Annotated in this window: 25 protein-coding genes; 20 read left to right on the top strand and 5 right to left on the bottom strand. The window is 69.1% G+C overall.

Annotated features, from left to right (window positions below; genetic code table 11):
* Positions 1–5 precede the first annotated feature (5 nt).
* The 4 genes from EV648_RS30510 (at position 6) to EV648_RS30495 (ending at position 4,522) form a co-directional block, all read left to right on the top strand.
* Positions 6–947 carry an alpha/beta hydrolase gene (locus tag EV648_RS30510; protein WP_132298567.1) on the top strand — a complete coding sequence of 314 codons (942 nt, stop codon included), beginning with the start codon at positions 6–8 and terminating at the stop codon, positions 945–947.
* Complete coding sequence (locus EV648_RS30505) at positions 940–1,995, top strand: alpha-hydroxy acid oxidase (protein ID WP_132298566.1); 1,056 nt, start codon at positions 940–942, stop codon at positions 1,993–1,995. Before EV648_RS30510 ends, EV648_RS30505 begins: the two co-directional genes overlap by 8 nt.
* On the top strand, positions 1,995–3,278 hold the full coding sequence (locus tag EV648_RS30500) for a PLP-dependent aminotransferase family protein (protein WP_132298565.1): 1,284 nt from the start codon (positions 1,995–1,997) through the stop codon (positions 3,276–3,278). Before EV648_RS30505 ends, EV648_RS30500 begins: the two co-directional genes overlap by 1 nt.
* Before the next feature lie 68 nt (positions 3,279–3,346).
* Positions 3,347–4,522: an MFS transporter gene (locus EV648_RS30495; protein WP_132298564.1), complete on the top strand. Its 1,176-nt coding sequence runs from the start codon at positions 3,347–3,349 to the stop codon at positions 4,520–4,522.
* 13 nt (positions 4,523–4,535) lie between these two features.
* Here EV648_RS30495 and coaA read toward each other — a convergent pair whose 3' ends face one another.
* Positions 4,536–5,489: a type I pantothenate kinase gene (coaA, locus tag EV648_RS30490; RefSeq protein ID WP_132298563.1), complete on the bottom strand. Its 954-nt coding sequence runs from the start codon at positions 5,487–5,489 to the stop codon at positions 4,536–4,538.
* 93 nt (positions 5,490–5,582) lie between these two features.
* Here coaA and EV648_RS30485 point away from each other — a divergent pair, with 93 nt between their 5' ends.
* The 3 genes from EV648_RS30485 to EV648_RS30475 all read left to right on the top strand — a co-directional run bounded on the left by EV648_RS30485 (position 5,583) and on the right by EV648_RS30475 (position 10,494).
* Positions 5,583–5,933: a holo-ACP synthase gene (locus EV648_RS30485; RefSeq protein WP_132190688.1), complete on the top strand. Its 351-nt coding sequence runs from the start codon at positions 5,583–5,585 to the stop codon at positions 5,931–5,933.
* Position 5,934: 1 nt separating this feature from the next.
* The gene (locus EV648_RS30480; RefSeq protein WP_132298562.1) at positions 5,935–7,347 is read left to right on the top strand and encodes an NAD(P)H-hydrate dehydratase; all 1,413 of its coding nucleotides are present in this window, start codon (positions 5,935–5,937) and stop codon (positions 7,345–7,347) included.
* 75 nt (positions 7,348–7,422) lie between these two features.
* Positions 7,423–10,494 (top strand): PIG-L family deacetylase, encoded by a 3,072-nt coding sequence (locus EV648_RS30475; RefSeq protein ID WP_132298561.1) that lies wholly within the window; start codon positions 7,423–7,425, stop codon positions 10,492–10,494.
* 64 nt (positions 10,495–10,558) lie between these two features.
* Here the strand turns inward: EV648_RS30475 and EV648_RS30470 are convergent, their stop codons facing one another.
* Positions 10,559–11,329, bottom strand: a complete 771-nt coding sequence (locus EV648_RS30470; RefSeq protein WP_241995724.1) for an META domain-containing protein — start codon at positions 11,327–11,329, stop codon at positions 10,559–10,561.
* Between the two features lie 393 nt (positions 11,330–11,722).
* Between EV648_RS30470 and EV648_RS42780 the strand changes: the two genes are divergently transcribed.
* The 10 genes from EV648_RS42780 (at position 11,723) to EV648_RS30410 (ending at position 20,313) form a co-directional block, all read left to right on the top strand.
* Positions 11,723–12,946, top strand: a complete 1,224-nt coding sequence (locus EV648_RS42780) for a hypothetical protein (protein WP_158294107.1) — start codon at positions 11,723–11,725, stop codon at positions 12,944–12,946.
* Between the two features lie 76 nt (positions 12,947–13,022).
* Positions 13,023–13,664, top strand: a complete 642-nt coding sequence (locus tag EV648_RS30450; RefSeq protein ID WP_241995723.1) for an HAD family phosphatase — start codon at positions 13,023–13,025, stop codon at positions 13,662–13,664.
* 15 nt (positions 13,665–13,679) lie between these two features.
* Positions 13,680–14,828, top strand: coding sequence for an alanine racemase (gene alr, locus EV648_RS30445; RefSeq protein WP_132298558.1), 1,149 nt, complete (start codon positions 13,680–13,682; stop codon positions 14,826–14,828).
* Positions 14,829–14,833: 5 nt separating this feature from the next.
* The gene (locus EV648_RS30440) at positions 14,834–15,955 is read left to right on the top strand and encodes an alpha/beta fold hydrolase (RefSeq protein WP_132298557.1); all 1,122 of its coding nucleotides are present in this window, start codon (positions 14,834–14,836) and stop codon (positions 15,953–15,955) included.
* The gene (gene tsaE, locus EV648_RS30435; protein ID WP_132298556.1) at positions 15,952–16,893 is read left to right on the top strand and encodes a tRNA (adenosine(37)-N6)-threonylcarbamoyltransferase complex ATPase subunit type 1 TsaE; all 942 of its coding nucleotides are present in this window, start codon (positions 15,952–15,954) and stop codon (positions 16,891–16,893) included. The genes EV648_RS30440 and tsaE overlap by 4 nt, the downstream gene beginning before the upstream one ends.
* 2 nt (positions 16,894–16,895) lie before the next feature.
* The gene (gene tsaB / locus EV648_RS30430; protein ID WP_132298555.1) at positions 16,896–17,564 is read left to right on the top strand and encodes a tRNA (adenosine(37)-N6)-threonylcarbamoyltransferase complex dimerization subunit type 1 TsaB; all 669 of its coding nucleotides are present in this window, start codon (positions 16,896–16,898) and stop codon (positions 17,562–17,564) included.
* Positions 17,561–18,028, top strand: a complete 468-nt coding sequence (locus EV648_RS30425) for a GNAT family N-acetyltransferase (RefSeq protein ID WP_132298554.1) — start codon at positions 17,561–17,563, stop codon at positions 18,026–18,028. The genes tsaB and EV648_RS30425 overlap by 4 nt, the downstream gene beginning before the upstream one ends.
* Positions 18,025–19,080, top strand: coding sequence for a tRNA (adenosine(37)-N6)-threonylcarbamoyltransferase complex transferase subunit TsaD (gene tsaD / locus EV648_RS30420; RefSeq protein ID WP_132298553.1), 1,056 nt, complete (start codon positions 18,025–18,027; stop codon positions 19,078–19,080). The genes EV648_RS30425 and tsaD overlap by 4 nt, the downstream gene beginning before the upstream one ends.
* Positions 19,077–19,526 (top strand): GNAT family N-acetyltransferase, encoded by a 450-nt coding sequence (locus EV648_RS30415; protein ID WP_132298552.1) that lies wholly within the window; start codon positions 19,077–19,079, stop codon positions 19,524–19,526. The genes tsaD and EV648_RS30415 overlap by 4 nt, the downstream gene beginning before the upstream one ends.
* A gap of 28 nt (positions 19,527–19,554) precedes the next feature.
* The gene (locus tag EV648_RS30410) at positions 19,555–20,313 is read left to right on the top strand and encodes a dienelactone hydrolase family protein (protein ID WP_132298551.1); all 759 of its coding nucleotides are present in this window, start codon (positions 19,555–19,557) and stop codon (positions 20,311–20,313) included.
* 159 nt (positions 20,314–20,472) lie between these two features.
* Here the strand turns inward: EV648_RS30410 and EV648_RS44835 are convergent, their stop codons facing one another.
* The gene (locus tag EV648_RS44835) at positions 20,473–20,604 is read right to left on the bottom strand and encodes a hypothetical protein (RefSeq protein ID WP_255512883.1); all 132 of its coding nucleotides are present in this window, start codon (positions 20,602–20,604) and stop codon (positions 20,473–20,475) included.
* A 174-nt stretch (positions 20,605–20,778) separates the two neighbouring features.
* Here EV648_RS44835 and EV648_RS30405 point away from each other — a divergent pair, with 174 nt between their 5' ends.
* Complete coding sequence (locus EV648_RS30405) at positions 20,779–21,993, top strand: DDE-type integrase/transposase/recombinase (protein WP_158294108.1); 1,215 nt, start codon at positions 20,779–20,781, stop codon at positions 21,991–21,993.
* 99 nt (positions 21,994–22,092) lie between these two features.
* Here the strand turns inward: EV648_RS30405 and EV648_RS30400 are convergent, their stop codons facing one another.
* Both EV648_RS30400 and EV648_RS30395 read right to left on the bottom strand, forming a co-directional pair.
* A complete protein-coding gene (locus EV648_RS30400; RefSeq protein WP_132298549.1) occupies positions 22,093–23,268 on the bottom strand; it encodes a class I SAM-dependent methyltransferase in 1,176 nt (391 codons plus the stop codon).
* A gap of 21 nt (positions 23,269–23,289) precedes the next feature.
* Positions 23,290–23,916, bottom strand: a complete 627-nt coding sequence (locus tag EV648_RS30395; RefSeq protein WP_132298548.1) for a peptidoglycan-binding protein — start codon at positions 23,914–23,916, stop codon at positions 23,290–23,292.
* Positions 23,917–24,230: 314 nt separating this feature from the next.
* On the opposite strand from EV648_RS30395, the gene groES reads away from it, so the two are divergent.
* On the top strand, positions 24,231–24,527 hold the full coding sequence (gene groES, locus EV648_RS30390; RefSeq protein ID WP_132190703.1) for a co-chaperone GroES: 297 nt from the start codon (positions 24,231–24,233) through the stop codon (positions 24,525–24,527).
* 207 nt (positions 24,528–24,734) lie between these two features.
* The gene (groL, locus tag EV648_RS30385; protein WP_132298547.1) at positions 24,735–26,354 is read left to right on the top strand and encodes a chaperonin GroEL; all 1,620 of its coding nucleotides are present in this window, start codon (positions 24,735–24,737) and stop codon (positions 26,352–26,354) included.
* Positions 26,355–26,385 lie beyond the last annotated feature (31 nt).

Raw genomic sequence — 26,385 nt, 5'->3', positions numbered from 1 at the left:
GCTGGATGAGGGGATTCGTCGTGCCGTTGGATCCACAGGTCGAGGCGATGCGCGCGAAGCGTGAGGCCGACGACGTGCCGCAGTTGTACACCCAGACTCTCGCCGAAGCCCGGGCAGCCGATCTGGCGTCCATCCGGGCCGCGGGCGGCGAGGTCGAGCACGTTCACCACGTCGAGGACGTCCTGCTGGCCGAATCAGGGCTGCCGCTCCGGATCTACCGGCCCGAAGGCGAAGGACTGCTGCCGACGCTGGTCTACTTCTTCGGCGGCGGCTGGACCCTGGGCAGCATCGACACGGCTGACCGGATCTGCCGTCAACTGGCGAACTCCGTGCCCTGTCAGGTGATCACCGTCGGCTATCGCCTGGCGCCGGAGAACCCGTTCCCCGCCGCTGTCCACGATTGCCACCAGGCGACCCAGTCCATCGTCGCCCACGCTGCGGAGTTCCACGTCGACGTGGAGCGGATCGCGGTCGGCGGAGACAGTGCCGGGGGCAACCTAGCGGCCGCGACCACCTTACTGGCCAGGGAATCCGGGCCATCTCTCGTTGGGCAGCTGCTGGTCTACCCGAACACGTTGTACGGCTCGGACACCGCCTCGATGCGTGCGGGCGACGACCCGTTCCTCTTCAACAAGACCTCGGTCGGCTGGTACTGGGAGCACTACCTCACCGACCCCGCCGACGGCCTCAACCCGCTGGCCTCGCCACTGCTGGCCACGTCGCACGCCGGGTTGCCGCCGGCACTGGTGATCACCGCCGAGTACGACCCGCTGCGCGACGAGGGCGAGTTCTACGCCGAGAAGTTGTACGCCGCGGGCGTACCGACCGAGCTCTCCCGGTACGACGGGATGGTGCACGGGTTCTTCGCCATGTCCGGCGTCCTCGACGGCGGCCGCAAAGCCATCGCCGAGTCCGCCACCTGGCTCCGCAGGACCTTCGATGGCTGACTCTCTCACTGATTATGAGGAGTTGGCTGCTGCGGTACTGCCATCGGCTGTTCGGGATTTTGTTGCCGGAGGCAGCGGGTTCGAGACGACGCTGCAGTTGAACCGGGCAGCCTTCGACGCTGTGACCTTGACCCCGCGCGTGCTGGGCGGGATCTCTTCTGTCGACACCACCTGGCAGTCCTTCAGCGGTGCGTCGATGCCCGTGGTGGTGGCTCCGATGGCCTACCAAAGGTTGCTCCATCCCGAGGGGGAGTTGCTGCTGGCAAGAGCAGCCGCCGACGCCGGCATTCCCTACACGATCAGCACCTTGAGCAGCTATCCGCTGGAGAAGATCGCCGGGACCGGCCCTTCGTGGTTCCAGCTGTACTGGGTGAGAGATCGCTTGCTAGTGGAGTCTCTGGTGGACCGCGCCGAGTCCGCCGGTTGTACGGCGCTGATGGTGACCGTCGACGTGCCGGTGATGGGCAGGCGACTGCGCGACATGCGCAACTCGTTCGCCCTGCCTCTGGACGTCGTTGCTGCCAACCTGGTCGATGCCGTCACCGAGGCCCACGTCGGTGTACCTGGTCTGTCGGCTGTCGCAGCCCACACCGCTTCCGCTTTCGAGCCCGCCGTCTCGTGGCAAGATCTGGAGTGGTTGCGATCGAGGACCCAGCTTCCCCTTCTGATCAAGGGTATTCTCGACCCACGCGACGCCGTACGAGCTACCGAGATTGGTGCTACGGGCATCGTCGTGTCGAATCACGGTGGCCGGCAGCTCGACGGAGCCGTTGCCTCGATCGACGCTCTACCCGCTGCGGTGGATGCCGCAGGCAAACATTGCCAGGTGCTCGTGGACAGTGGCGTACGCAGCGGCACCGATGTACTGCGAGCACTCGCGCTCGGAGCGTCCGCGGTACTGGTCGGTCGGCCGTTGCTGTGGGCGCTGGCCGTTGATGCGTGTGCAGAGGCTTTGGGGCTGCTCCGCAAGGAGTTGGAAGACGCGATGCTGCTCGCCGGGTGCGCGGATCTCGCCGCTGCCGGGCGGTTGACGACCGGGAGGATCTGATGGCCGACCTGCAGTTGGAGGACCTGCACGGCTCGCTCACCGACCGGGCGCTGAACTCGATGAACTTCCTCAACGAGGTGGCGAACCACTACCCCGACGCGATCTCGCTCGCGGCCGGCCGGCCCTACGAGGAGTTCTACACGCTGGAGGACCTGCACTCCTACCTGGACACCTTCAGTCGGCACCTCCGCGACGAACTCGGGTACGACGAGGCTAGTGTCCGGCGGACCGTCTTCCAGTACGGGCGGACCAAGGGCATCGTGCACCGGCTGGTGGCGCGCAACCTCGCGATCGACGAGGGGATCGAGGTCGACCCCGAGGCGATCGTGGTGACGGTGGGCTGCCAGGAGGCGATGGTCCTGGTCCTCCGCGCCCTCCGGGCCGATCCGTCGGACGTGCTGCTGGCGGTCTCGCCCGCCTACGTCGGGATCACCGGCGCCGCGCGGTTGCTCGATCTCCCGGTGCTGCCTGTCGCCGGCGGCAGTGACGGGGTGGACCTGGAGGATCTGGTCGCGGTGCTGAAGTCAGCCCGGGCCGAAGGACTGCGGCCGCGAGCTTGCTACGTGATGCCGGACTTCGCCAACCCGTCCGGGCTCAGCCTGGAGCTGGAGACCCGGCGGCGATTGCTCGAGGTGGCGGCGGAACAGGACCTCCTGCTGCTCGAGGACAACCCGTACGGGCTGTTCCCGGCGGCCGGCGTGGATCGAGTGCCCACGCTGAAGGCCCTGGACACCGACAGGCGAGTCATCTACCTCGGCTCCTTCGCCAAGACCGCACTGCCCGGCGCCCGGGTCGGCTACGTGGTCGCGGACCAGACGGTGGCGTCGCCGGATGGAAGCACCGGACTGCTGGCGGACGAGTTGTCGAAGATCAAGAGCATGGTGACCGTCAACACCTCGGCCGTCGCGCAGGCGGTGATCGGCGGCAAACTGCTGGAGAACGGCTGCAGCCTGGTCTCCGCGAACCAGCGCGAGCGGACTGTCTACGCGGCCAACCTGCGTGCCATCACGGACGGCCTGGCCGCCCGGTTCCCCGGCGGCGAGGTGACCTGGACCGTGCCGTCCGGCGGGTTCTTCGTCGTCGTCACCGTGCCGTTCCCGGTCGATGACGCGCTGCTGGAGAAGTCCGCCCAGGAGTACGGCGTGCTCTGGACCCCGATGAGCCACTTCTACGACGGCGACGCACCGGTGAACGCCCTCCGGCTGTCCTGCAGCACGGTCACCCCGGCCCAGATCGACGCCGGCCTGGACCGCCTGGCCGCCCTGATCGCCGACCAGCCCTGAAATTGGTCCTGTCACGGGTCTCAGAACTGGATCTGTAGAGCAGACCGGTCTGTTCCTACGGTGAAGTCATGACTGACATCGCCTGTGAGATCCAGACCCTCGGTACCGCCGACCGGCTTGTCACGCCGCAGTTCGCGCGGCTGCTGGTGATGGTGTTCGGCTCCGGGCTGAGCATGTACCTGCTGACCTCGGTGGTTCCGCTCTACCTGGCGGCCAGCGGGTCCGGCGGGATCGGCGCGGGCCTGTCCACCGGCGCGATGATGCTCTCGGCCGTGGCGATGGAACTGCTGGTCCCGGCCATGCTGGTCCGCTTCGGGTACCGCGGCACGCTCGGCCTCGGGCTGATCCTGCTCGGCGCGCCTTCCCTGGTCCTGGTGGTCACCTCGTCGCTGCCGCTGGTCCTCGCGGTCTGCGTGGTGCGAGGAGCCGGCCTGGCCATCCTGGTCGTCGGCGCGGTCGCCCTGGTCGCCGAGATCACCCCGGCTCATCGTCGCGGCGAGGGCCTCGGCGTCTACGGCATCGTGGTCGGGCTGCCGGCCGGGATCGGCCTGCCGCTCGGGGTCTACCTGACCAACGTGGTCGGCTTCGAGGTGCTGTTCGTGCTGGCCGCGGTCGCGTCGCTGGCGGGACTGGCCGTACTGCCGGGGATGCCTCAGCGCAGTACCGAAGGTGCCGGCGAGGAGCAGCACGTAAAGGTGCTGGGCGGGCTGCGGGGGAGCGGGCTGTTGATGCCGACCTTCGTGTTCGCGGCCGTGACAGTTGCCGCGGGCATCAGTGTCACCTTCCTGCCGCTGGCCGCGCACAGTCACGCGGTGGTCGCCGTGGCGCTGCTGATCCAGTCCGTCACCGCTCCTGCCGCCCGTTGGCTGGCGGGCCGGTTGGGTGACCGGTTCGGCCCGGTGAAGCTGCTGGCGCCGGCGCTGGTGCTCGCCGCTCTGGGTGCCGCCTCGCTGATCTTCATCGGCAGCCCGGTGGCCGTCATCGTCGGCTCGGCCTCCTTCGGCATCGGCTTCGGCGCCGCGCAGAACCTGACGCTGGCGACCATGTACGACCGCTCGCCCAAGTCGCGGTACGGCCAGGTCAGCGCGCTATGGAATCTCGCGTACGACGGCGGCTGGGGCGTCGGCGCGATCCTCTTCGGCCTGGTGGTCGCGGGCATCGGCTACCCCGTGGCCTTCGCCGTCACCGCCGCCATCGTGGCCGTCGCCGTCATCCCGGCTGTGAAGGCGTCACTTTCCGCCTGAAGCCGGCCCCGGGTCAGAGTTTGCGTAGCCGGACCCAGCGGACGGCGTGGTCGGCGCCCTTGCGGAGGACCAGCGTGGCCCGGGACCGGGTGGGGAGGATGTTCTCCCGCAGGTTCGGGCCGTTGATGCCGTCCCAGAGAGACTCGGCCTTGGCGATCGCCTGTTGCCGGCTGAGCTCGCCGTACCGGACGAAGTACGACTCGGGGTTGCGGAAGGCCGTCTCCCAGAGCTTGAGGAAGCGGTGCACGTACCAGGACCGGATGTCGTCGGCGGCGGCGTCGACGTACACCGAGAAGTCGAAGAAGTCGCTGACCGCGAGGCCGCTCTTGCCGTCCGCGTGCCGGGGTGCGGGCTGGAGCACGTTCAGGCCTTCGAGCAGCAGGATGTCGGGCTGCTCGACGGTGGTCCGGACACCCGGCATCCGGTCGTAGTGCAGGTGCGAGTAGACCGGCGCCTCGACGTTGTCCATCCCGGACTTCACCTCGACCACGAAGCGCAGCAGCGACTTGCGGTCGTAGGACTCCGGGAATCCCTTGCGCTGCATCAGGCCGCGGCGTTCCAGCTCGGCGTTCGGCCAGAGGAAGCCGTCGGTGGTGACGAGCGCGACCCGGGGGTGCTCGGGCCAGCGGGCCAGCAGCTCGCGCAGCAACCGGGCGGTGGTGGACTTGCCGACGGCAACGGACCCGCCGATGCCGATCACGAACGGGGTGCGGGCCACGGTCGGCTTGCCCAGGAACGACTCGGTGTCGGAGTGCAGCGCGCGGGCGTGCCTCACATAGAGTGACAGGATCCGAGACAGCGGCAGATAGACTTCGCGCACCTCGTCGATGTCGATCTCGTCGCCGAGGCCGCGCAGCCGCTCGATCTCCTCGGCCGTCAACGGTGACTCGGTCGTCTCGGCGAGCTGTGCCCAGGCGGCGCGATCGAGCTCGGTGTACGGGGTCACCTCCCGCGACGGCTGCAGCATGGCACCCATTCTTCCCACAGATGCCCCGGCTACGCTGACCGGCATGTGCGGCTACCAGACTGCGGGTGTGTCAGTTGTCACATCAGGAACCCCATGATCGTCGGCGTCGGAATCGATGTGGTGGACGTCGAGCGGTTCATCAAGACGCTCGAGCGGACACCGGGGCTGCGGGACCGGGTCTTCACCGAGACCGAGGCCAGGAAGCCACCGGCCTCGCTGGCGGCGCGGTTCGCCGCGAAGGAGGCGCTCGCCAAGGCGCTCGGCGCCCCCGCCGGCATGCAGTGGCACGACGCGGAGGTCCGGACCGACGACACCGGCCGGCCCTGGCTGGAGATCACCGGCACGGTCGCCGCGCAGGCATCCCAGCTGGGTGTCCAGAGCCTGCACCTGTCCTTGAGCCATGACGCCGGCATCGCGTCGGCGGTCGTCATCCTGGAGGGCTGAGATGCGCCACGCCCACACCGTCGAACAGGTCCGCGCGGCCGAGGCCGACCTGATGGCGCGGCTCCCCGAAGGCACCCTGATGCAACGCGCGGCCTCCGGCCTCGCCGTTGCCATCGGCAACTTCATCGGCCACGTGTACGGCGCTCGCGTGGTGCTGCTGGTCGGTTCGGGCGACAACGGCGGCGACGCCCTCTACGCAGGCGAGAGGCTGGCTCGCCGCGGCGCCGGCGTGATCGCCGTTCTGCTGTCCGACAAGGCCCACCCGGCTGGGCTCGCTGCTCTTCTCGTCGCAGGCGGCGGGGTCGGGTCCATCGCGGACATCGCCACAGCTGACGTGGTCGTCGACGGAATCGTGGGCATCGGCGGCCGCCCCGGCCTCAAGCCCGAAGCCCTCGCCGCCGTGCAGGCAGCCGAGAAGCACGGAGTGCCGATCGTGGCCGTCGACATGCCGTCCGGTGTCGATGTCGACACCGGCGAGACCCCGGCCGAGCACGTGAAGGCCGCGCTCACCGTCACCTTCGGCACCCACAAGATCTGCCACCTCATCGACCCCGCGGCAGCAGCCTGCGGCCCGGTCCACCTGGTCGAGATCGGCCTCGACCTGCCACCGGCCGAGGTCCAGTCCCTCCAGACCGCCGACGTCCGCGCCCTCTACCCAGTACCGAGCGGCGAGTCCGACAAGTACTCCCGCGGCGTGCTCGGCCTGATCGCCGGCTCCAGCCAGTACCCCGGCGCCGCGGTCATCGCCGCCACCGGAGCCCTCGCCGGCCCGATCGGCATGCTCCGCTACATCGGCCCCGACTCCGTCGCCGAAGCAGTCCGCGCCGCCCACCCGGAAGTAGTAGCCGGCGAAGGCAGAGTCCAAGCCTGGGCGGTCGGCTCCGGACTCGGCGACGAGCTGGACGTCGCGAAAGTGCGCGAGCTGCTCGACGCCGAGGAGCCGGTTCTGCTGGATGCGGACGGGCTGAAGGCCCTCGACGAGTCCGGCGACCACGACGAGGTCCTGATCACGCCGCATGCGGGCGAGCTGGCGCGCCTGCTGGGTGTAGAGCGGACGGTCGTCGAAGCGGAGCGGCTGAAGCATGCACGGCTGGCGGCGGAGCAGTTCGACGTGACAGTCCTGCTGAAGGGCTCCACCACGGTGATCGCCCGGCCCGACGGTGCGGTCCGTGTCAACACGAACGCGACCGCCTGGCTTGCCACTGCCGGCGCCGGCGACGTACTGGCCGGCCTCTGCGGCTCCCTCCTAGCGGGCGGCCTGAATCCCCTCGACGCGGCGAGCATCGGCGCCTATCTGCATGCGGCGGCAGCCAACCTCGCGTCGGCCGGCGGACCGGCGACGGCGATGCAGGTTGCGGGGAAGGTTGCGGAAGCCACGCGGCTGGTGTTGCTTGAAAGGGACTCAGGCGGGTAGGACGGATGAGGGCGCATCTGCGCGGGACGAGCAGTCACGCCCGACCAGTGCCTCCACCGCCCGAGGAGTCCGCACATGAAGCGTCTGTTCAGTCTGCTTGCCGCGTCGATCCTGCTCACTGGTCTGGCGGTCAGTGTTCCCGCCGAGGCCGGCCCACCGCCGCAGTACGGGTCGGGGGGCAACTATGTGGCCGATCGGGACACCAAGATCGATGTGATGGGGGAGTGGGCGCACCCCGATGACGACACCAGCATCATCGGGCCGTGCGGCGTCTGGCATCAGCTGTACGGCGTGAAGTGCGGCGTGATCATGGTGACCCGCGGTGAGGGCGGCGGGAACGCCGTCGGCACCGAGCTGGGCCCGGACCTCGGGTTGCGCCGGGAGAACGAGGACCGGGTGGCGCACTACCGGTCCGGCACGCTCGACATCTTCAACCTGGACCGGGTGGACTTCTTCTACAACCAGAGCGCGCCGCTGACGCAGTACTTCTGGGACGAGGAGGAGACGCTGCGCCGCGTCACCCGGGTGATCCGGACGACGCAGCCGGAGATCTACATCGGGTTCACCCCGACCCTCGCGGCCGGGCACGGCAACCACCAGCAGGCGGGCCGGCTGATCTGGGAAGGCGTGCTGGCCGCGGCCGACCCGACGAAGTTCCCCGAGCAGTTGCGGGGACCGGACGCGTTGAGCACCTGGCAGGTCAAGAAGGTGTTCTCCGGCGGCAGCACCACCGGGACCGGCGGAACGACCACGGCCGCCAACTGCACCACCGGGTTCGTCCCGACGCCGGGCACCAACCTGGACACGGTGGCAGGCGTCTGGACCGGCTACGACTCGCCGTACAAGTGGCCGGCCGGCAACCTGCAGGGGAAGCCGGTGGGGTCGGCGAAGATCTGGCAGCAGGTCGCGGACGAGGGGCGCGCGGCGTACCCGACGCAGAGCCGGGTGATGTTCAAGGGTGCGTCGGCGCCGGCCTGTTCGCGGTTCGGCATGACGCAGTCGTTCGTCCCGTTCCAGCCGAACACCGCGGCAGACGGTACGGCGAATCCGGCGGCCGGTCGTGACGACGCGATCCTGTTCGGGGCCACCAAGGCGGATCCGGGTGGGTTGCCGAAGGGGACGCTGGAGTATCTGACGTTCTCGCGGTTCCTCAACGTGGCCGGCGAACCCTTCCAGGCGACGCTGCACCTCAAGGCCGGCTCCGGCCGGTTGAAGCCCGGCCAGGTCGCGCTGACGGTGCCGGCGGGCTGGACGGTCGACGGACCGAAGCAGGTCGGCGAGGTGTCCGACAAGCAGGAGACCACGGTGACCTTCACTGTCACCCCGAGCGCGACGGCGCCGGTCAACCAGAACGCGAAGATCTCCGCGCTCTACACGAGCCAGGCGAGGACGGGGTACACGGACAACGTGGTCCGGATCGTCTCGCCCACGGAGGGCCGGTTCGAGCGCTGGGGCAACTGGGCGGAGTACGACGAGTGGCTCGCCGACACGGCCCCGCAGGCGATCCGGCTCGGCCGGTCGGCGGCGATCCAGTCGATGAGCATCGGCAGCACGCTCGCCGTGCCGGTGGTCGTGCACAACTGGTCGAACCAGCCGCAGAGCGGAACAGTCGGCCTCACCCTGCCCGCGAACTTCACCGCCGACGCAACGTCGAAGCCGTACTCCGCATTGGCGCCGGGCGCCGAGACCACGGTGACCTTCCAGGTCACGAACGCCGATACGGCCTTGCCTGCAACGCAGAACGTGTCGATCCCGATCACCACGACCTACAGCGCACCAGCCGGAACGGGCAACGAGACGCTCACCCTGTCGCTGGTCCCGTCGACCGCGATCGCGCAGTCCACGGCGACGCCTGTCGTCGACGGCACCGCGGCACCCGGTGAGTACTCCGGTCCGACGCTCGACCTCGGGCGGATCTGGCAGGGCGCCGCGACGTGCACCGGTGTCGACGACTGTGGGGTCTCGCCGACCGGTGCAGGCAGCACGGCCAAGGTGAGCTGGTCCGAGGACGCGCTCTACTTCTTCATCCACATCCGCGACGACTACCAGTCGTACGCCGTCACCCCGCAGGAGTGCGTCGGTCACTGGCAGGCCGACTCCGTCGAGATCCTGCTCGACCCGCGCGGTACCGCGTCGCAGGTACTCAAGGACACCGCGAACACCTTCAAGCTCGGCATCTTCCCGTTCACGAACGACCCGAGTGCGAGCAACGGGAACGGCGCGAACGGTGCGTGCTGGTCGCGCGACGCCGACAACCACCAGGGCTACTCGACGGGTCCGTTGGCCGGCACGGTCAGCGATGCGCCGAACGCCCCCGGAGTGCAGGTGGCGTCCACGGCGACGTGGGTCGGCACCAACGAGACCACGACTCCGCACGCGTATGCGGGTGGCGGGTACGACCTCGAGGTGAAGATCCCGCTCGCCGACCTGCCCGCGGCGGTGGACCCGGCGAAGCTGGGGCTGAACATCACGCCGTACGACAACGACGACACCTCGGCGGCCGGGACGACGACCCTGCGGCACATCGACATGAGCACGCGGCTCGGGTGGTCCGCGCTCGGCTCGGTCCAGTCGGACCCGTATCGCTGGGGACGGGCGACGATGCCCGGGTACACCCCGCCGGCGGATCGCCCGACCATACCGTCCGCGCCGAACGTGTCGAGCCCGAACCTGAACGGGGCGCTGTCGCCGCAGACGATCGCCCAGTCGGCGAGGAACGAAGTACCGATCTCGGGGCGCGTCCCGACCTCGGGGCTCCAGGTTCTGTCCGGCAAGCTGGGGGAGAGCTCGGTGGAACTCCTTACGCTGTCAAGAGTTTCCGGGACGGCTCGGATGTTCCTGACCAGCGGTGGGCTCGGCGCGATCCCCGTCTACACGACGAGTTGCTCGCCGGCGGCCGATCCCGCGCCGGACTACGGGCTGACGCCGTGTGCCGTCACCGATGGCGGGATTCCTGCCTGGTCGCCGGACATGAGCGGTCACCTGGTGAAGCAGGACAGCAAGCAGATCACCGGTGGAGTGCAGAAGTTCTCGATCCCGCTGACCGCCGCCCAGCGCGCGAAACTGGCGGCGGACGGCCACCTGCTCATCTCGTTCGAAACTCCCCAGAACGAGGTCCAGGCCTTCGACCTGAAACTCAGCGAGTGAGCCAACCTGCAGCCGACGGCCTCGCCGCCGGCTGCAGGCCTCGGTCAGTTGTCTCGGTGCCGGGTCACTGGCTGGTGAGGTCGATGCCGTTCCCGTCGGGGGTGCGGAGCTTGAGCCGGTTCGCCTCGATGCTGTAGGTCACCTCGCCCTTCAGCGCGGCCAGGACCGCCTTCTCCAACGTGGCGGCCTCTCCTGTGCACGCCTTGAGGGTGACGCTCAGTTCGCCGAAGGTCAGCTTGTTGCCGGTCCGCGCCACGATGCCCTGCAGGTCGTTGCACCCGGTCGACCCGGTGATCCGTTCGCCGCTGATGGTGAGGTGCGCCCGCTCCGAACCCGCCGAGTGCGAGGCGGTCTCCCCGGCGATGACCGTTTCAAGCGACCACCTGGTGCCGTCGAGGGGTTTGTCGGGTTCCGCGGTCTCCCGATCCTGTAGGACCAGTTCGGTACCGCCCTTGGTCACGCTTAGCTGGTCCGCCTCGAGCTTCCAGGCCGGTTCGTCCTGCAGGAGTTTCGCGAGCCAGCCGTCCTGGGTGTGCCGGGGTGCGTCGCATCCCCTGTCGGTGATCGCGAGATCCTGGACCGACAACTTCCCGCCGTCGGTCGAGACCTTGCCGCCCATCGAGTTGCAGCCGGCGTCCGCGATCAGCCGGCCGTCGTCGGTGAACTGCATCCGGATCCGCGTCTTGGCGACGAGTTCCTTCGGCTTCCCGTCCGCCGTCACGGCGGTGGACAGGTACGACCTGCCCTTCAGCGACCCGCCGCCCGCACTCGACTCGTCCCCGCAGCCGGCGAGCGTCAGCAGCAACCCGGCCCCAGCGACGGCGATCATCCGCATCCTCACACCCTACGGACGCTCCAGCCCCTCCAGACGTTGCAGCCGACTTCTGCGCTCCGAGACGCGCTCGAATCCGGCCGTCGCGGCTGCGATTGACGGGTTGGACGTCGTACGGCGCCGGGCCCGGGACGGCTCGGATACGCTGCGTGAAAGGGGTACCCCGAGTTGGCTTTTCGGATCACGGTTGGATAACGTCGGCCGCCGTACGCGCGAGAGCGAACGAGAACGACATGGCCGGCAAGCCTTCATCGCCGGTCTGCCGGGACCGGATCGGCGCTTCGGGGGCGTCGGCTGTCCTGGCCTCTCTGGGGATCTGACAGAAGAGTTTTTGTGGGCCATCGCTGGAGTGCTGGGGCAGTCAGTGGTGGCCCGTCGAGCAGAGGAATGTTTCGTATGCCCCCCATCCGAACTGCCCGAAGCCGCGTCGTCATCCCAGCGGTGTTCCTTGCCCTCGGTGCGCTGGTAGCCGCACCGATCGCCGTTCAGGCGGCCAAGGATTCTCCCGTCGCTGCGACCGCGACCGCCGCGGACAGCACGGTTTCGACCCTCCCTGGCGTCGGCCGCGTGGAGACCTGCGTCCTGGACGCGTCCTCCAGCTGTACCGTCGTGCACGGCTTCGGCGTCAAGCCGGCCGCGATCACGGCGACCGCGGCCGGACCGGCGATCATCTCGATCGACCCGAACCAGACCAACGACAAGACCTACCGCCTCCGGGCGTTGAGCCGCAACGGTGAGAACTACCGCGCCGGGGCCAAGGTGCGCTACACCGCGCACTACGACTTCGCCGAGGTTCCAGCGCAGCCGACCACCCCGACGCCGACGACCACGACGACCCCGACCCAGCCGCCGGCGAGCACCCCGACCCCGACCACCACCACGACGACGCCGACCAAGCCGCCGACGTCGACCCCGACGACCACGTCGACTCCGACCGCCAGCCCCACCACGTCGACCCCCACGTCGACGACCAGCCCGGTGGGGACCTGCACCAACCCGGTGTGGACCACCACCTCGAGCAACAACCAGGGCGATGGCCGGACCTTCGGCGCGTACTACGTCCACAACAACATGTGGAACAACGACAACGGCACCTACTCGCTGGGCGCCTGCAACTACAACAGCTGGTACGTCGACGTCACTCAGCCGCTGCCGGGTGACAAGGGCGTCCAGGCGTACCCGAACGTGCACAAGGACTACAACGACGTCGCGCTGTCCAAGATCCAGTCGGCCAAGTTCGCCGCGACGACCCCCGCCAACTGCGCGGCCTGCATCTACAACGTCGCGTTCGACGCGTGGATCGGCGACGGTCTGAACAACGAGCTGATGATCTGGACCGACAACAAGGGCCAGGTCCCGGCCGGGCGGAAGGTCGGCACCGTGGCGTTCGGTGGCTTCACCTACGACGTCTGGCACCAGGACGGCTACACCGCCTACGTGTCCCAGGTGACCCAGAAGTCCGGCACCATGCCGCTGGCCAGCTTCTTCAACGACATGGTCTCCCGGGGCTGGGCCCCGAAGGCCACGACCTGGCAGGTCGACTTCGGCGTCGAGGTCGTGTCCACCGGCAACACCAAGCAGCGCTTCAACTTCAACGACTTCTCCATCCAGGAGAACTGACCCGCCTCACTCTCGCGCTCCCCGCGGCCGCCGTGACGCTCGACGTCACGGCGGCCGCGTTGCATAGGGTGCAGCTGTGACTGAACTGGTGATCTTCGACAACGACGGCGTGCTGGTGGACTCGGAGCGGTTGGCCAACACGATCCTGGCTGGACTGCTGACCGAGGCGGGGTTGCCGTACACGTTCGAGGAGGCGGTCCGGGACTTCATGGGCGGCAGCATGGTCTCGATGCGGCAGAAGGCCGAGGCGCAACTGGGTTCGCCGCTGCCCGCCGACCTGGAGGACCGCTACCACCAGCGACTCTTCGACGGCTTCGCCCACCTCCGGCCGGTCCCCGGTGTCCGCGAGGTGCTCGACCAGTTGGACGCGGACGGCATCACCTACTGCCTGGCGTCTTCCGGCACCCACCGGCGGATCCACACCGCACTGACCGCGGTCGGTTTCTGGGAGCGGTTCGAGGGCCGGATCTTCAGCTCGGAGGATGTGCGGCACGGCAAGCCCGCGCCCGATCTCTTCCTGCACGCGGCGAGCACGATGGGCGTGAAGCCGGCCAACTGCGTCGTCGTGGAGGACAGCCCGCTCGGAGTAGCCGCGGCCAACGCGGCAGGCATGAAGGTCTTCGGCTTCGCCGCCATGACCGCCCCCGAGAAGCTGTCCGCCGCAACCGCGACCTTCTACGAAATGACCGCCCTGCCCGAACTCATCCGAGCAGCCTGAGAGACTGGAGGGGCTATGTCTGAGCCCCAAGAGTCCTCCAACGTTCGTGCTGAGGCGGTTGTCGACCTCGGCGCGATCCGCCATAACGTGGCCACGCTGCGTGCGCGCGTCGGTACTGCCCAGCTGATGACGGTCGTGAAGGCCGACGGTTACGGGCACGGAATGGTCCCCGTCGCCCGCGCTGCCCGGGAAGCCGGTGCCGACTGGATCGGGGCTGCCGTGCTCGAAGAAGCACTGGCACTGCGCGCGGCGGGCGACACCGGTCCGATCTTCTGCTGGCTGACCACGCCTGGTGAGCCGCTGGAGCAGGCGATTGCCGCTGGCATCGACTTGTCCGCCGCCGCGCCTTGGGAGATCGACGAGCTCGCGGCGGGGGTGACGGACAGGCCGGCTCGGGTGCACCTCAAGATCGACACCGGCATGAGCCGCGGCGGCGCAGTACCGGAGGAGTGGCCGGCGTTGATCCGCGCTGCCCTGCGCGAGGTGAAGGCCGGCCGGCTGGAGATCACCGGGATCTGGTCCCACCTTTCCTCGTCGGACGAGCCGAAGAGCGCGGCGAACGAGGCGCAGGTCGCGACGTTCGAGTCGGCGGTGGAGATCGCGGCGTCCCTCGGGGTCGAGCCCTCGCTGCGTCACCTCGCGAACTCCGGCGGCACGCTGGCCCTGCCCGAGACCCACTTCGACCTGGTCCGGCCCGGCATCGCGACGTACGGGTTGTCGCCGTTCGGGCATGAGCTGCCGTCGTCCGAGCTCGGGCTGCGGCCGGCGATGACGTTGCGCGCGCGGCTCGCGATGGTCAAGCGGGTTCCGGCCGGCGCCGGGGTGTCGTACGGGCTGACGTGGACCGCGCCCCGTCCGTCGACGCTCGGGCTGATCCCGCTCGGGTACGGCGACGGGCTGCCGCGGCACGCGTCGAACGGTGCGCCGGTCCAGGCCGGCGGCGCGCGTCGTACCATCGTCGGCCGGATCTGCATGGATCAGTGCGTGGTCAATCTCGAGGACGCCGAGGCCACGGCAGGCGACGAGGTCGTGCTGTTCGGGCCGGGTACCGGTGGCGAGCCGACCGCGGACGACTGGGCGGATGCGGCAGGAACCATCAACTACGAGATCGTCACCCGACTGGGCGCCCGGATCCCCCGTCGGTACGTCGACAGCGGGAGGTGACCGGCGTGGCCAAGGTAGGTCGCACCGCCGGCCTGATCGGCGCCGCGGTCGGCGTGATCGCCGCCGGCGCCGCCGCGGGTGTCGCCGTCGAGCGCCAGGTGATCGGCCGGCGCTCGGGCCAGCGCGCCCAGCTCGAGGCCGAGCCGTTCGGATCGCTGCGCGGTACGCCGCACGTCTTCACCGCCGACGACGGCGTCGAGCTGTACGTCGAGGTCGACGAGCTGAAGCGGTCCCGGCGTCCGGCGCCCCCGGCCAAGCGCCGGCTGCGGCGCAAGGTGGAGGTGAACGCGCCGGAGGACCTGACGCTGATCTTCGCGCACGGCTACGGGCTGAACATGGACTGCTGGCATTTCGAGCGCCGCGACCTGGCCGGGATCGGCACGATGGTGTTCTACGACCAGCGGTCGCACGGACGCTCCGGCCGGTCGCCGAAGGAGCACGTCAGCATCGAGCAGCTCGGCCGGGACCTGTTCGGGATCATGGAGGAGTTCGCGCCGACCGGCCCGGTGATCCTGATCGGGCACTCGATGGGCGGCATGTCGATCATGGCGCTGGCCGAGCAGCACCCCGAGATCTTCGGCGACCGGGTGATCGGAGTCGGGCTGTGCTCCACCAGCGCCGGCGGCCTGGACCGGGTCCCGATCGCGCTGCCGGGCAAGGCCGGGATGCTGATCCGGGCGCTGGCGACTCCGACCGTCTCGGCCCTGGCCCGGGTCCCCGACGTGGTCGAGCGCAGCCGCAAGGCCGGCACGGACATCAGCTACCTGCTGACCCGGAAGTACTCGTTCGGCTCCGAGGTGCCGCCGGCCTTCACCGAGTTCGTCAACGAGATGATCGCCGCCACGCCGATCTCGGTGATCGCGGAGTTCTATCCGATCTTCGCGATGCACCAGCGATACGACCATCTGGAACCGTTGCAGAAGGTGGAGTGCGTGGTCATCGGTGGCGACTCCGACCATCTGACCCCGTTCGAGCACTCGGAGGACATCGTCCGGCACGTACCGGGGGCGGAGCTGGTCGAGGTGAAGAACTGCGGGCACCTCGGCCTGATCGAGCACCACCGCGAGTTCACCGCAGCCCTGCTCGGCATGATCGAGCGGGCCGAGACATCCCTGGGACAGACATGACCGACCTGCACGTGGTGGACGCGACCGCGGAGCACGTGGAAGAGATCGTCGACGTCATCCACCACGCCTTCTCCGCCCGGCGGGTGCTCGACCCCCCGTCGACCGCGCTCTCGGAGAACGCCACCACCGTCGCCGCCGCGGTCGCCGCGCACGGCGGACTGCTCGTCCTCATCGACGGCGTACCGGCCGGCGCGATGCTCTTCGAGGTCGACGGCGACGTGCTCGGCCTGCGCCGGGTCTCGGTGAACCCGCGCTTCCAGGGCCGCGGGGTCGCCTCCGCGATGGTCGGCTGCGCCGAGGACACCGCTCGCAAGCGCGGTCTTCGCCGGGTTCGGTTGATCGCGCGGGTCGAACTGCCCGACACCGTGGAGTTCTGGCGGCGCCGTGGGTATTCCGTGGTCGATCGCGGGGGGCAGAACCTGATCTATGCGAAGGCGATGCCGATCGAGCTGACCATCCCCACCGCGGACGACATGCGCGCGGCGGGGGAGGAGCTCGCCGGGCAGTTGCGGGCGGGCGACGTACTGGTGCTGTCGGGTGATCTCGGCGCCGGCAAGACGACGTTCACCCAGGGGCTGGGCGCCGGGCTGAAGGTGCGCGGTGACATCACCTCGCCGACCTTCGTGATCTCGCGGGTGCATCCGTCGCTCGCGGGCGGTCCCGCGCTGGTGCACGTGGACGCCTATCGGCTGGGCGGTATCGCCGAGCTGGACGACCTCGACCTGGACGCCAGCCTCGACGACGCGGTCACCGTGGTCGAGTGGGGCCACGGCCTGGCCGAGTCCCTCGCCCCGGACCGCCTCGACATCGTCATCACCCGAGGCGACGACGACATCGACGAGACCCGCGACCTCCGCATCACCCCAGCCGGCCCCCGCTGGGCCGAAACCGGTGTCTCGCTCACCTCGCCGGTCCTGTCCGCGGCGGAGAGAGACTGACCATGCTGCTTGGTTTTGACACTTCGAGTGCTGCGGTGACTGTTGCTGTGGCCGATCCGATCAGCGGTGCTGTGCTGGCTTCCTCGTCGACTGTGGATGCGCTGCGGCACGGTGAGCTGCTGGCGCCGGCGATCGCGGAGGCACTGGCAACCGCCGGCTGTACTCCGCGCGACCTGACCAGGATCGCCGTCGGTGTCGGACCAGGTCCCTTCACCGGCCTGCGGGTCGGCCTGGTGACAGCCCGGACCATGGCGGACGTGCTCGAGATCGAGGTCGCCGGGGTCTGCAGCCTCGACATCCTCGCCCGGCAGTCCTCCCTGACCCTGCCCGTCGCCGTCGCGACGGATGCCCGCCGCAAGGAGATCTACTGGGCCCTGTACGACGGACCCGCCGCTGACGGGAGTCGCCGACGCCTCGAGGGGCCCGCGGTGGATCGCCCGGCCGATGTCGCGCACGTTCTCGCCGGGCTGCCGGTGATCGGACGCGGCGCCGTTCTCTATGCGGAGGCACTCGGGCTCGACACCAACGACGTGCCCGAGTACCCGTCGGCCGAAGTACTGGCATTGGGGGTGGCGACCGGGACTCTGCCTGTGGTCGCGCCGGACCCGCTGTATCTGCGACGCCCCGACGTCACGATGTCCGGTGGCCCCAAGAGCGTGCTGCCGAAGTGAGACCTCGCATCCGCCCGGCCGAACCCGCAGACCTGGTGGCGCTCGTCGCGCTCGACCAGGTCTGCTTCGGCGCGTCCGCGTGGAGTTCCGCCTCCTGGGCGGAGGAGTTCGCCCGGTTGGACGACGATCGTGTGGTGCTCGTCGCGGACGAAGGTGCTGTGGTCGGGTACGTGGTACTGCTGGTTCCTGTCGCTCTGGAAGACCCGGTGGATCTGCTGCGGATCGCGGTGGCGCCGGACGAACGGCGTACCGGGATCGGCGGGCAGTTGCTGACCAACGCGCTGGAGTGGTGCGCGGGACGGACCATCCTGCTGGAAGTTGCTGCGGGCAACGAGTTGGCGGGGGCGCTGTACCGGAGCTTCGGCTTCGGGGAGATCAGCCGGCGGCGCGGGTACTACGCGGGCGGCGAGGACGCCGTCATCATGCGGTGGCCGGGAGACGTGGTGGCAGGAGATTTCGGATGAGTGAGAACGAGCCCTTGATCCTGGGCATCGAGACGTCGTGCGACGAGACCGGGGTCGGCATCGTCCGCGGGCAGACGCTGCTCGCCGACGCGATCGCCTCCAGCGTCGAGGAGCACGCCCGGTTCGGCGGTGTCGTCCCGGAGGTCGCCAGCCGCGCGCACCTCGAGGCGATGGTGCCGACGATCCGCCGGGCGTGTGAGACCGCGGGGATCAAGCCGTCCGACGTCGACGCGGTCGCCGTCACGAGCGGACCCGGCCTGGCCGGCGCTCTGCTCGTCGGCGTCGCCGCCGCCAAGGGCCTGGCCCTCTCACTCGACAGGCCCTTGTACGGCGTCAACCACCTCGCCGCGCACGTCGCCGTCGACACGCTCGAGCACGGGGACCTACCGAAGGGCGCGATCGCGATGCTCGTCTCCGGCGGGCACTCGTCGCTGCTCGCGGTCGAGGACATCACCGCCGGCGTCGAGCCGATGGGCGCCACCATCGACGACGCCGCGGGGGAGGCCTTCGACAAGGTCGCCCGGGTGCTGGGGCTGCCGTTCCCAGGAGGTCCATATGTCGACAAGGCGGCACGGGACGGCGGTGACGCGCTCTACGTGCGGTTCCCGCGCGGGCTGACCAGTCAACGGGATCTCGAGCGGCACCGGTTCGACTTCTCCTTCTCCGGCTTGAAGACCGCCGTCGCCCGGTGGGTCGAGGCGAAGCGTCGCGACGGCGAGGACGTGCCGGTGAACCACGTGGCCGCCGCGTTCCAGGAGGCTGTCTGCGATGTGCTGACGCGCAAGGCGATCGATGCGTGCAAGGACCGCGGCTACGAACACCTGCTGATCGGTGGCGGTGTCGCGGCGAACTCCCGGTTGCGGGCTATGGCCGAAGAGCGTTGCTCCGCGGCCGGCATCGCCGTACGGGTGCCGCGGCCGGGGTTGTGCACGGACAACGGAGCGATGGTGGCGGCGCTCGGCTCGGAGCTCGTGCGGGCCGGGAAGTCGCCGTCGCCGCTGGGGCTGCCGGCCGACTCGTCGATGCCGATCACGACGGTGCTGAACTCATGAGGTGGGAGCACCCGGACGGGTTCGTCGCCGACGACGACACCGCACGGATCGATCTGGATGTGGTGCACGGGTTCCTGCGTACGTCGTACTGGTCGCCGGGAGTTCCACGGGACGTGGTGGCCAAGGCGGTTGCGAACAGCCTGAATGTCGGGGTGTATGCGCCGGACGGAGCTCAGGTCGGCTTCGCGCGGGCGGTGACGGACCGGGCGACGTTCGCGTGGATCGCGGACGTCTTCGTGCTGCCGTCGTCGCGCGGGCATGGGCTCGGGCGCTTCGTGGTCTCCACCCTGCTCGAGCATCCGGATCTGCAATTGCTGCGGCGCACGATGCTGGCGACGGCCGACGCGCACGACCTCTATCGTTCCTACGGGTTTGAAGATCTCCCTGACCCGAGTCTGTTCCTGGGCGTCGCTCGCAGTCCCGCCGAGATCTACGGCCAGCCGTGAAGTGTCTGCTGGGTGGGGGTCGGCCGGCATGAGTCTTCCCGGGATCGATCTGCTCGCGGCGCCGGAGAAGGCGACGGAGCTCGTACTGCTCGCGCATGGCGGGGTGGTGGACTCGCTGGATCCGGCCGGTGGCTGGCGAGGGCCGATCCTGCGGATGTGGCCGTTGGCCCTGGCCGCGCGCTCGGCTGCTCCCGGCGCCGCTGTCGGCCTGATGCGCTACCGGTATCGCGGTTGGAACGGGACCGAGGCCCATCCGGCGCACGATCTTGGCACGGTGCTCGACGGACTCCCGTCGTCCATCCGCCGGGTGGTCCTGATCGGCCACTCGATGGGCGGTCGCGCGGTGGTTGCCGCTGGCAATCACCCGTTGGTCTCGGGCGTTCTGGGGCTTGCTCCGTGGCTCCCCACCGGCGAACCACTCGTCGCGATGCGCGGGCCCGTAGTACTGGCGCATGGGACGTTGGACCGGATGACGGATCCCGCGCAGACGGCTGCTTATGCCAGGCGCCTGCGGGCCACCGGAGTACCGGTTGCGCTGTTGTCCGTGGAAGGCGAGAAGCACGCGATGCTCCACCGCTACGGCGATTGGAATGAACTCGTACGCCGTTTCGTCGCCGCCGCTCTCGGTGGTCCCACGGATTGCCCGGCCCTCACCACCGAGCCCGATCGGGTGGATCCGCTGCCGTTGTGGAATCGCCCGGGTGGCAACGCGGCCGGAGTACGAGACATCGCCGCGGCCCGTCTCCGCCTTCGGGTCCTGGGCTCCCAGGCGTTCGAACAGGTCTGAGTATTCGAGCAGGATTGGCTGCGTCTCAGGTCGAGCGCTCCTGCAGGCAAGGTGCTCCTGCAGCGCGGGGAAGGGCGCGGCAGGCAAGAGCCCGTGGACCTGAACTCACCGCTAGGTCCCCAGGAAACGGTCAGCGGCAGACCGGTTCCCGCCCAACCCTTACGCACCGAGGTGAACAGCCGGCGACACCGACGTGATGCCTAGTGGCGGGCTCCTGGCCGGGTGCGGCAACAGACGCAGCACCTCGTCCGTCGGCTGGCCGACCAGGAGCCCGCTCGTGAGGTCGATCATATGTTCGAATGTGCCGCGAAGGCAAATCGGCGACCTGTCATGTCGCAAGACATCGGTGACAGTTCTGCATCAGGACATCGGTGACACTCCAAGGGTTCTTGGCGGTGACACTTCCGCCCCGAGGCTCGGGCGGTGGCTGCCAACGAACCCATCGATCCTCGTGTCCGTCTCGCGATCGCGCAGTGGCCGGATGACGCTGCACGTGGCGCGGTCTCGACGTTCTGTGCCGAGCACGGCATCTCTCGCAAGTCGTTCTACGAGCTGCGCAAACGTGCTCAGGTCGAGGGGCCGGCCGAGGTGCTCGAGCCCCGGACCCGGCGTCCGAGGTCGAGCCCCTCGAAGCTGACCAACGAGGTCAAGGACCAGGCGGTGCAGGTGCGGGCGGCGTTGGAGGCGTCCGGGCTGGACCACGGGCCGATCAGCGTGCACGACAAGATGCACGCGATGGGGCTGGCCCCGGTGCCATCGACGGCGTCGCTGGCCCGGATCTTCCGCGAGGCCGGCGTCGCTCGTCTTGAGCCGAAGAAGAAGCCACGCTCGGCATGGCGCCGGTTCGTGTACCCCGCCCCGAACGCGTGCTGGCAGTTGGACGCCACCGAGTACGTGCTGACCGGCGGGCGCAAGTGCGTGATCTTCCAGCTCATCGACGATCACTCCCGCTACGCGGTTGCGTCCCACGTCGCTTCGAGTGAGACCGCCAAGGCCGCGATCGCCGTGTTCGACAAGGCAGTAGCCGCGCATGGTGTTCCCCAGCGGCTGCTGTCCGACAACGGACTCGCGCTCAACCCCTCGCGGCGCGGATTCGTGGGCCAGCTCGTGGAACACGTGTCGAGCCTGGGCACCGAGGCGATCACCGGCAAGCCGTACAAGCCGACCACCCAGGGCAAGAACGAACGCTTCCACCAGACCCTGTTCCGCTACCTCGACAAACAGCCGCTCGCCGCCAACCTGGCCGAACTGCAGGCCCAGGTCGACGCGTTCGACCTCATCTACAACACCGAACGTCCCCACCAGGGTCTACCGGGCCGCGTCACGCCCCAGACCGCCTGGGAGGCCACGGAGAAGGCCGAGGCTCCTCGGCCCAAGCCCGAGCAGCCGTTGTTCGTCCAGTCGGTCGCCAGACGTCTTCGTCCTGCACCGGCGCCAACCGATCTGCCCGCCGGCACCCATGTGAAGAAGCTGACAAGCGCCGGCTCCTTCTGGCTGGCAGGGGTCCACTACATGGTCGGCGGACCATACGGCTTCCAGCAGGTCTTGATCATCACCGACGGAGACAAGATCACCGTCGCCGACCTCGAAGGCGAGATCCTCATCGAGCACACCCGACCCGCACCTGGAGTGACCTACGTCGGCAACGGCCGGCCCCGCGGCCTACGGCAAGACCACTGAAACGTCACCGATGTCCTGACACATCGAGTGTCACCGATGTCCTGATGCAGAACTGTCACCGAAGTCCTGAGACATCACAGGCAAATCGGCGACCGACGGTCAGGCGGCCTGCGTGGACACCCGGCGGCAGGAGTAGGCGACAGCGTCCCGGCCGATCCGGGTCACGATGAGCGTCGCGCTCGCGGAGCCCTTCGGGGCCAGCTTCTTGCGGAGCTGTGCCGGGTCGAAGTCGACGCCGCGCTTCTTGATCTCCAGCGTGCCGATGCCGTTCGATCTTGCCCAGGCTCGCAGTGCCTTCTCGCGGTACGGCAGTTCCTCGATCACCTCATAAGCAGAGGCCAAGGGGGTCGCCACCAAGGATGAGCCGGTCACATAGGCGATCCGCGGATCCAGCAGCCAGCCATCGACCGCCGCGGCAACGGCGGTGACCAGTCCGGCCCTGACGACAGCCCCGTGCGGCTCGTAGATGTACTGCCCCACAGGGCCGCTGTCTACCTCCGGCGCCGACGTAACTGTCGCGCCGCCAGGTAGTAGGGTCGCCCGGCGGCTCGTGCCGGCGTAGAGCTTCCCGGACCACAGTGCGGCCTCCTTGACCTCGCCTGCGTCGCTGACCCACTCCGCCTCGACACCGTCCGGCACCGCGTCGTGCGGAATGCCCGGAGCCACCTTGACGCACGCAGTACCCGCCAGCAGATCGGTGATGAACGACCACGTCGGCGAGTAGGCGTTGTGGTCGAACACCCGCTTCCCATCGGCCCGCCGTGCGGGATCCGCGAAGACCACCTCGTACTGCGTGACGTCCTGCGCCTCGGCGTCTCCCACCAGGACCTCGCCGGGCAGTTCCAGTGCTGCGAGGTTCGCCTGCGCTGCAGCGGCTGTCGCGGGGTCTCGCTCCACGCCCGTGACGCGCAGGCCGGCGCGCGCGGCGCTGATGAGGTCACCACCGATCCCACAACCAAGGTCGACCACAGTGGCGCCAGGAAGAGTGCTCGCGATGCGTGCGGCCCGGTGGACCCCCACTGTGGTCCGCGTGGCCTGCTCGAGCCCGTCCGGCGTGAAGTACATCCGTGCCGCGTCCTCCGCGCCGAACTTGGCGGTCGCACGATGCCGCAGCGACGCCTGCGTGACCGCGGCGGTCACCACGGCAGCGTCGTACCGGCGTCTGAGCTGTTCGACCAGCTTGAGCTCACCGCCAAGCGTGAACGCGGCACAAGCCTCGGCCAGTACTGCGTCCCCGGGTGCGGTGAGCAGTGAGGTGATCGATGAAGGGTCCACCCGCCCAAGTCTGCCCGGGGACTACAGCGGGCTGGAGCAGGCCTTGCTCCAGGTGTTCGTCTTCGACGAGAACAGCCGCCAGTTCATCGCCGAGCGGGTGTTCGGGCCGTAGATGCCGTCGGCCGTGAGCTTGTGCCGCTTCTGCACCGCCTTGACCACTCCGCGGGTGTTGCTGCCGTACACGCCGTCCACTGTGAGGCGGTACCCGTAGCAGTAGTTCAGGTTGCGCTGCAGGGTCCGGATCGCCGTGTCGGGATCACCGGTGCGCGCGGAACCGCGGTACGGGTCGTCGCCGGACATGAGATTGCAGGTCGTACTGGGGCTGTTCCACACCGACGGCATCGGGACACCCCAGCCGGTCTTGCCGACCGGCACCAGCCGCGCGGACCGGCACTGCGTCAATGCGGCCGCGGCCCGGGTCTCCGCCTGTGCGTCCGTCTTCGCTTCGGCTGAGTCAGCCTTCGGCGGCTGTACTGCGGGGGCGGCGCCACCCGAGGCGGCGGAGCCTTCCTTGGGTGGGTTGTTCCCGCTGGCCGCGACGGCCGCCACGGCGATAGGGCTGACGAGGATCGCGACGACGGCGACGGCCTTACGCGGGGTGAGCTTGAAGAGGGACAGGTTCCGGAGCGACGGGATGCGGACGGCCATGTTCTCTCCTGGTGCGGTCGATCCCGGGGCGGCCGGGAATGCCTCCACGCAAGACGGTCCCACGCCGGTGGCCCCGCCGCCTAGGGCTCGGTGGCGGAAAGCGCACGGACGATCACCTTCGGTGCGGTTGTCCGCCGTGGGCGAGAATCTGGCACTCGAGTTGACCGAGTGCTAATCGCCGCCTAGATTCGGTGTTGGCACTCTCCACTCGAGGGTGCCAGCGGCCCGGCCTCTGATCCCCGCGACGGCAGAGGTGAACGGCCGCTCGCAGCACCTGCAGAACACACCAAGAACTCGACCGTGGAGGTCAGCAAGTGTCGGTCACGATCAAGCCGCTCGAGGACCGCGTCCTCGTTGCGCCGCTCGAAGCCGAGCAGACCACGAAGTCCGGCCTGGTCATCCCGGACACCGCCAAGGAGAAGCCCCAGGAGGGCGAGATCCTCGCCGTCGGCCCCGGCCGCATCGACGACAACGGCAACCGCGTCCCGCTGGACGTCAGCGTCGGCGACAAGGTCATCTACTCGAAGTACGGCGGCACCGAGGTCAAGTACGACGGCCAGGACTACCTGATCCTGGGCGCCCGCGACATCCTCGCAGTCGTCACCAAGTGATGGCAGTCATCACCAAGTGATGTAAGGGCGTGTCTCCTCGTCCGGTGCGTGCCGCGTGGCTCTGCCCGCTACCGCGCGGGACGAGGGGACACACCCTCGCTCGCTGTTCTGACTGACACCGCTCCGGTGCCGGATGCCGGCGCCGGAGCGGAGTCGATTCCGGACCCGCGAGCCCCATGTTGAAACTCAGAGAGGGACTAGTTTTCCATGCCGAAGATCCTCGAGTTCGACGAGAACGCGCGGCGCGCGCTGGAGCGCGGCGTCGACAAGCTCGCGAACACGGTGAAGGTGACGCTGGGGCCCAAGGGCCGCTACGTCGTGCTGGACAAGAAGTGGGGCGCCCCGACCATCACCAACGACGGTGTCACCGTCGCGCGTGAGGTCGAGCTGGACGACCCGTTCGAGAACCTGGGTGCGCAGCTGGCCAAGGAGGTTGCCACCAAGACCAACGACATCGCCGGTGACGGTACGACCACCGCGACCGTGCTCGCCCAGGCGCTGGTGCACGAGGGCCTGCGCGCCGTCGCGGCCGGCGTCAACCCGATGGGCCTGAAGAAGGGCATCGAGGCGGCCGTCGAGGCCGTGTCGGCGAAGCTGATCGAGACCGCGCGGCCGGTCGACGACAAGGGCGACATGGCCCACGTCGCCACCATCTCCGCCCGGGACTCCGAGATCGGCAACCTGATCGCGGAGGCCTTCGACAAGGTCGGCAAGGACGGCGTCATCACCGTCGAGGAGTCGAACACGTTCGGCACCGAGCTCGACTTCACCGAGGGCATGCAGTTCGACAAGGGCTTCATCTCGCCCTACTTCATCACCGACGCCGAGGCCGGCGAAGCGGTGCTGGACGACCCGTACATCCTGATCAACCAGGGCAAGATCTCCGCGGTCTCGGACCTGCTGCCGCTGCTGGAGAAGGTCGTGCAGTCCGGCAAGTCGCTGCTGATCATCTCCGAGGACGTCGAGGGCGAGGCCCTGTCGACCCTGGTGGTCAACAAGATCCGCGGCAACTTCACCTCCGTCGCCGTCAAGGCGCCGGGCTTCGGCGACCGCCGCAAGGCGATGCTCGAGGACCTGGCCGCGCTGACCGGCGCCCAGGTGGTCGCTCCCGAGGTCGGCCTCAAGCTGGACCAGGTCGGCCTGGAGGTGCTCGGCACCGCCCGTCGCATCGTCGTCAGCAAGGACAACACCACCGTCGTCGAGGGTGGCGGCAAGTCCGACGCCATCGAGGGCCGGGTCAACCAGATCAAGTCCGAGATCGAGCGCACCGACTCCGACTGGGACCGCGAGAAGCTGCAGGAGCGGCTGGCCAAGCTGGCCGGCGGCGTCTGCGTGATCAAGGTCGGCGCGGCCACCGAGGTCGAGCTGAAGGAGAAGAAGCACCGGATCGAGGACGCCGTCTCGGCGACCCGTGCGGCCATCGAGGAGGGCATCGTCGCCGGTGGCGGCTCTGCTCTCATCCACGCCGGCGCGGTGCTGGAGAACGGCCTGGACCTCGAGGGTGACGAGCTCGCCGGTGTCCGGATCGTCCGCAAGGCCATCGTCGAGCCGCTGCGCTGGATCGCGGAGAACGGTGGCTACGAGGGCTACGTCGTCACCGCCAAGGTGGCCGAGCTCGAGGTCGGCAGCGGCTTCAACGCCGCCACCGGCGAGTACGGCGACCTGCTGGCCCAGGGCGTCCTGGACCCGGTCAAGGTGACCCGGTCCGCCCTCGCCAATGCCGGCTCCATCGCGGCCCTCCTCCTCACCACGGAGACCCTGGTCGTCGACAAGCCCGAAGATGAAGAGCCCGCCGCAGCCGGTCACGGCCACGGCCACGGTCACTGATTCCTCGGCACCCGAACTGCCCGGCCGGTCC

Source organism: Kribbella sp. VKM Ac-2568, assembly GCF_004345365.1.
Lineage (GTDB): Bacteria > Actinomycetota > Actinomycetes > Propionibacteriales > Kribbellaceae > Kribbella > Kribbella orskensis.
Note: the sequence above shows the minus strand (reverse complement) of the source record. Positions and strands in the feature narration are given on the sequence as shown.

Coding starts and splice junctions, on each gene's coding strand:
- EV648_RS30510 (WP_132298567.1), top strand. CDS start 6: ATGAGGGGATTCGTCGTGCCGTTGGATCCACAGGTCGAGGCGATGCGC.
- EV648_RS30505 (WP_132298566.1), top strand. CDS start 940: ATGGCTGACTCTCTCACTGATTATGAGGAGTTGGCTGCTGCGGTACTG.
- EV648_RS30500 (WP_132298565.1), top strand. CDS start 1,995: ATGGCCGACCTGCAGTTGGAGGACCTGCACGGCTCGCTCACCGACCGG.
- EV648_RS30495 (WP_132298564.1), top strand. CDS start 3,347: ATGACTGACATCGCCTGTGAGATCCAGACCCTCGGTACCGCCGACCGG.
- coaA (WP_132298563.1), bottom strand. CDS start 5,489: ATGCTGCAGCCGTCGCGGGAGGTGACCCCGTACACCGAGCTCGATCGC.
- EV648_RS30485 (WP_132190688.1), top strand. CDS start 5,583: ATGATCGTCGGCGTCGGAATCGATGTGGTGGACGTCGAGCGGTTCATC.
- EV648_RS30480 (WP_132298562.1), top strand. CDS start 5,935: ATGCGCCACGCCCACACCGTCGAACAGGTCCGCGCGGCCGAGGCCGAC.
- EV648_RS30475 (WP_132298561.1), top strand. CDS start 7,423: ATGAAGCGTCTGTTCAGTCTGCTTGCCGCGTCGATCCTGCTCACTGGT.
- EV648_RS30470 (WP_241995724.1), bottom strand. CDS start 11,329: ATGCGGATGATCGCCGTCGCTGGGGCCGGGTTGCTGCTGACGCTCGCC.
- EV648_RS42780 (WP_158294107.1), top strand. CDS start 11,723: ATGCCCCCCATCCGAACTGCCCGAAGCCGCGTCGTCATCCCAGCGGTG.
- alr (WP_132298558.1), top strand. CDS start 13,680: ATGTCTGAGCCCCAAGAGTCCTCCAACGTTCGTGCTGAGGCGGTTGTC.
- tsaE (WP_132298556.1), top strand. CDS start 15,952: ATGACCGACCTGCACGTGGTGGACGCGACCGCGGAGCACGTGGAAGAG.
- tsaB (WP_132298555.1), top strand. CDS start 16,896: ATGCTGCTTGGTTTTGACACTTCGAGTGCTGCGGTGACTGTTGCTGTG.
- tsaD (WP_132298553.1), top strand. CDS start 18,025: ATGAGTGAGAACGAGCCCTTGATCCTGGGCATCGAGACGTCGTGCGAC.
- EV648_RS30415 (WP_132298552.1), top strand. CDS start 19,077: ATGAGGTGGGAGCACCCGGACGGGTTCGTCGCCGACGACGACACCGCA.
- EV648_RS30410 (WP_132298551.1), top strand. CDS start 19,555: ATGAGTCTTCCCGGGATCGATCTGCTCGCGGCGCCGGAGAAGGCGACG.
- EV648_RS44835 (WP_255512883.1), bottom strand. CDS start 20,604: ATGATCGACCTCACGAGCGGGCTCCTGGTCGGCCAGCCGACGGACGAG.
- EV648_RS30395 (WP_132298548.1), bottom strand. CDS start 23,916: ATGGCCGTCCGCATCCCGTCGCTCCGGAACCTGTCCCTCTTCAAGCTC.
- groL (WP_132298547.1), top strand. CDS start 24,735: ATGCCGAAGATCCTCGAGTTCGACGAGAACGCGCGGCGCGCGCTGGAG.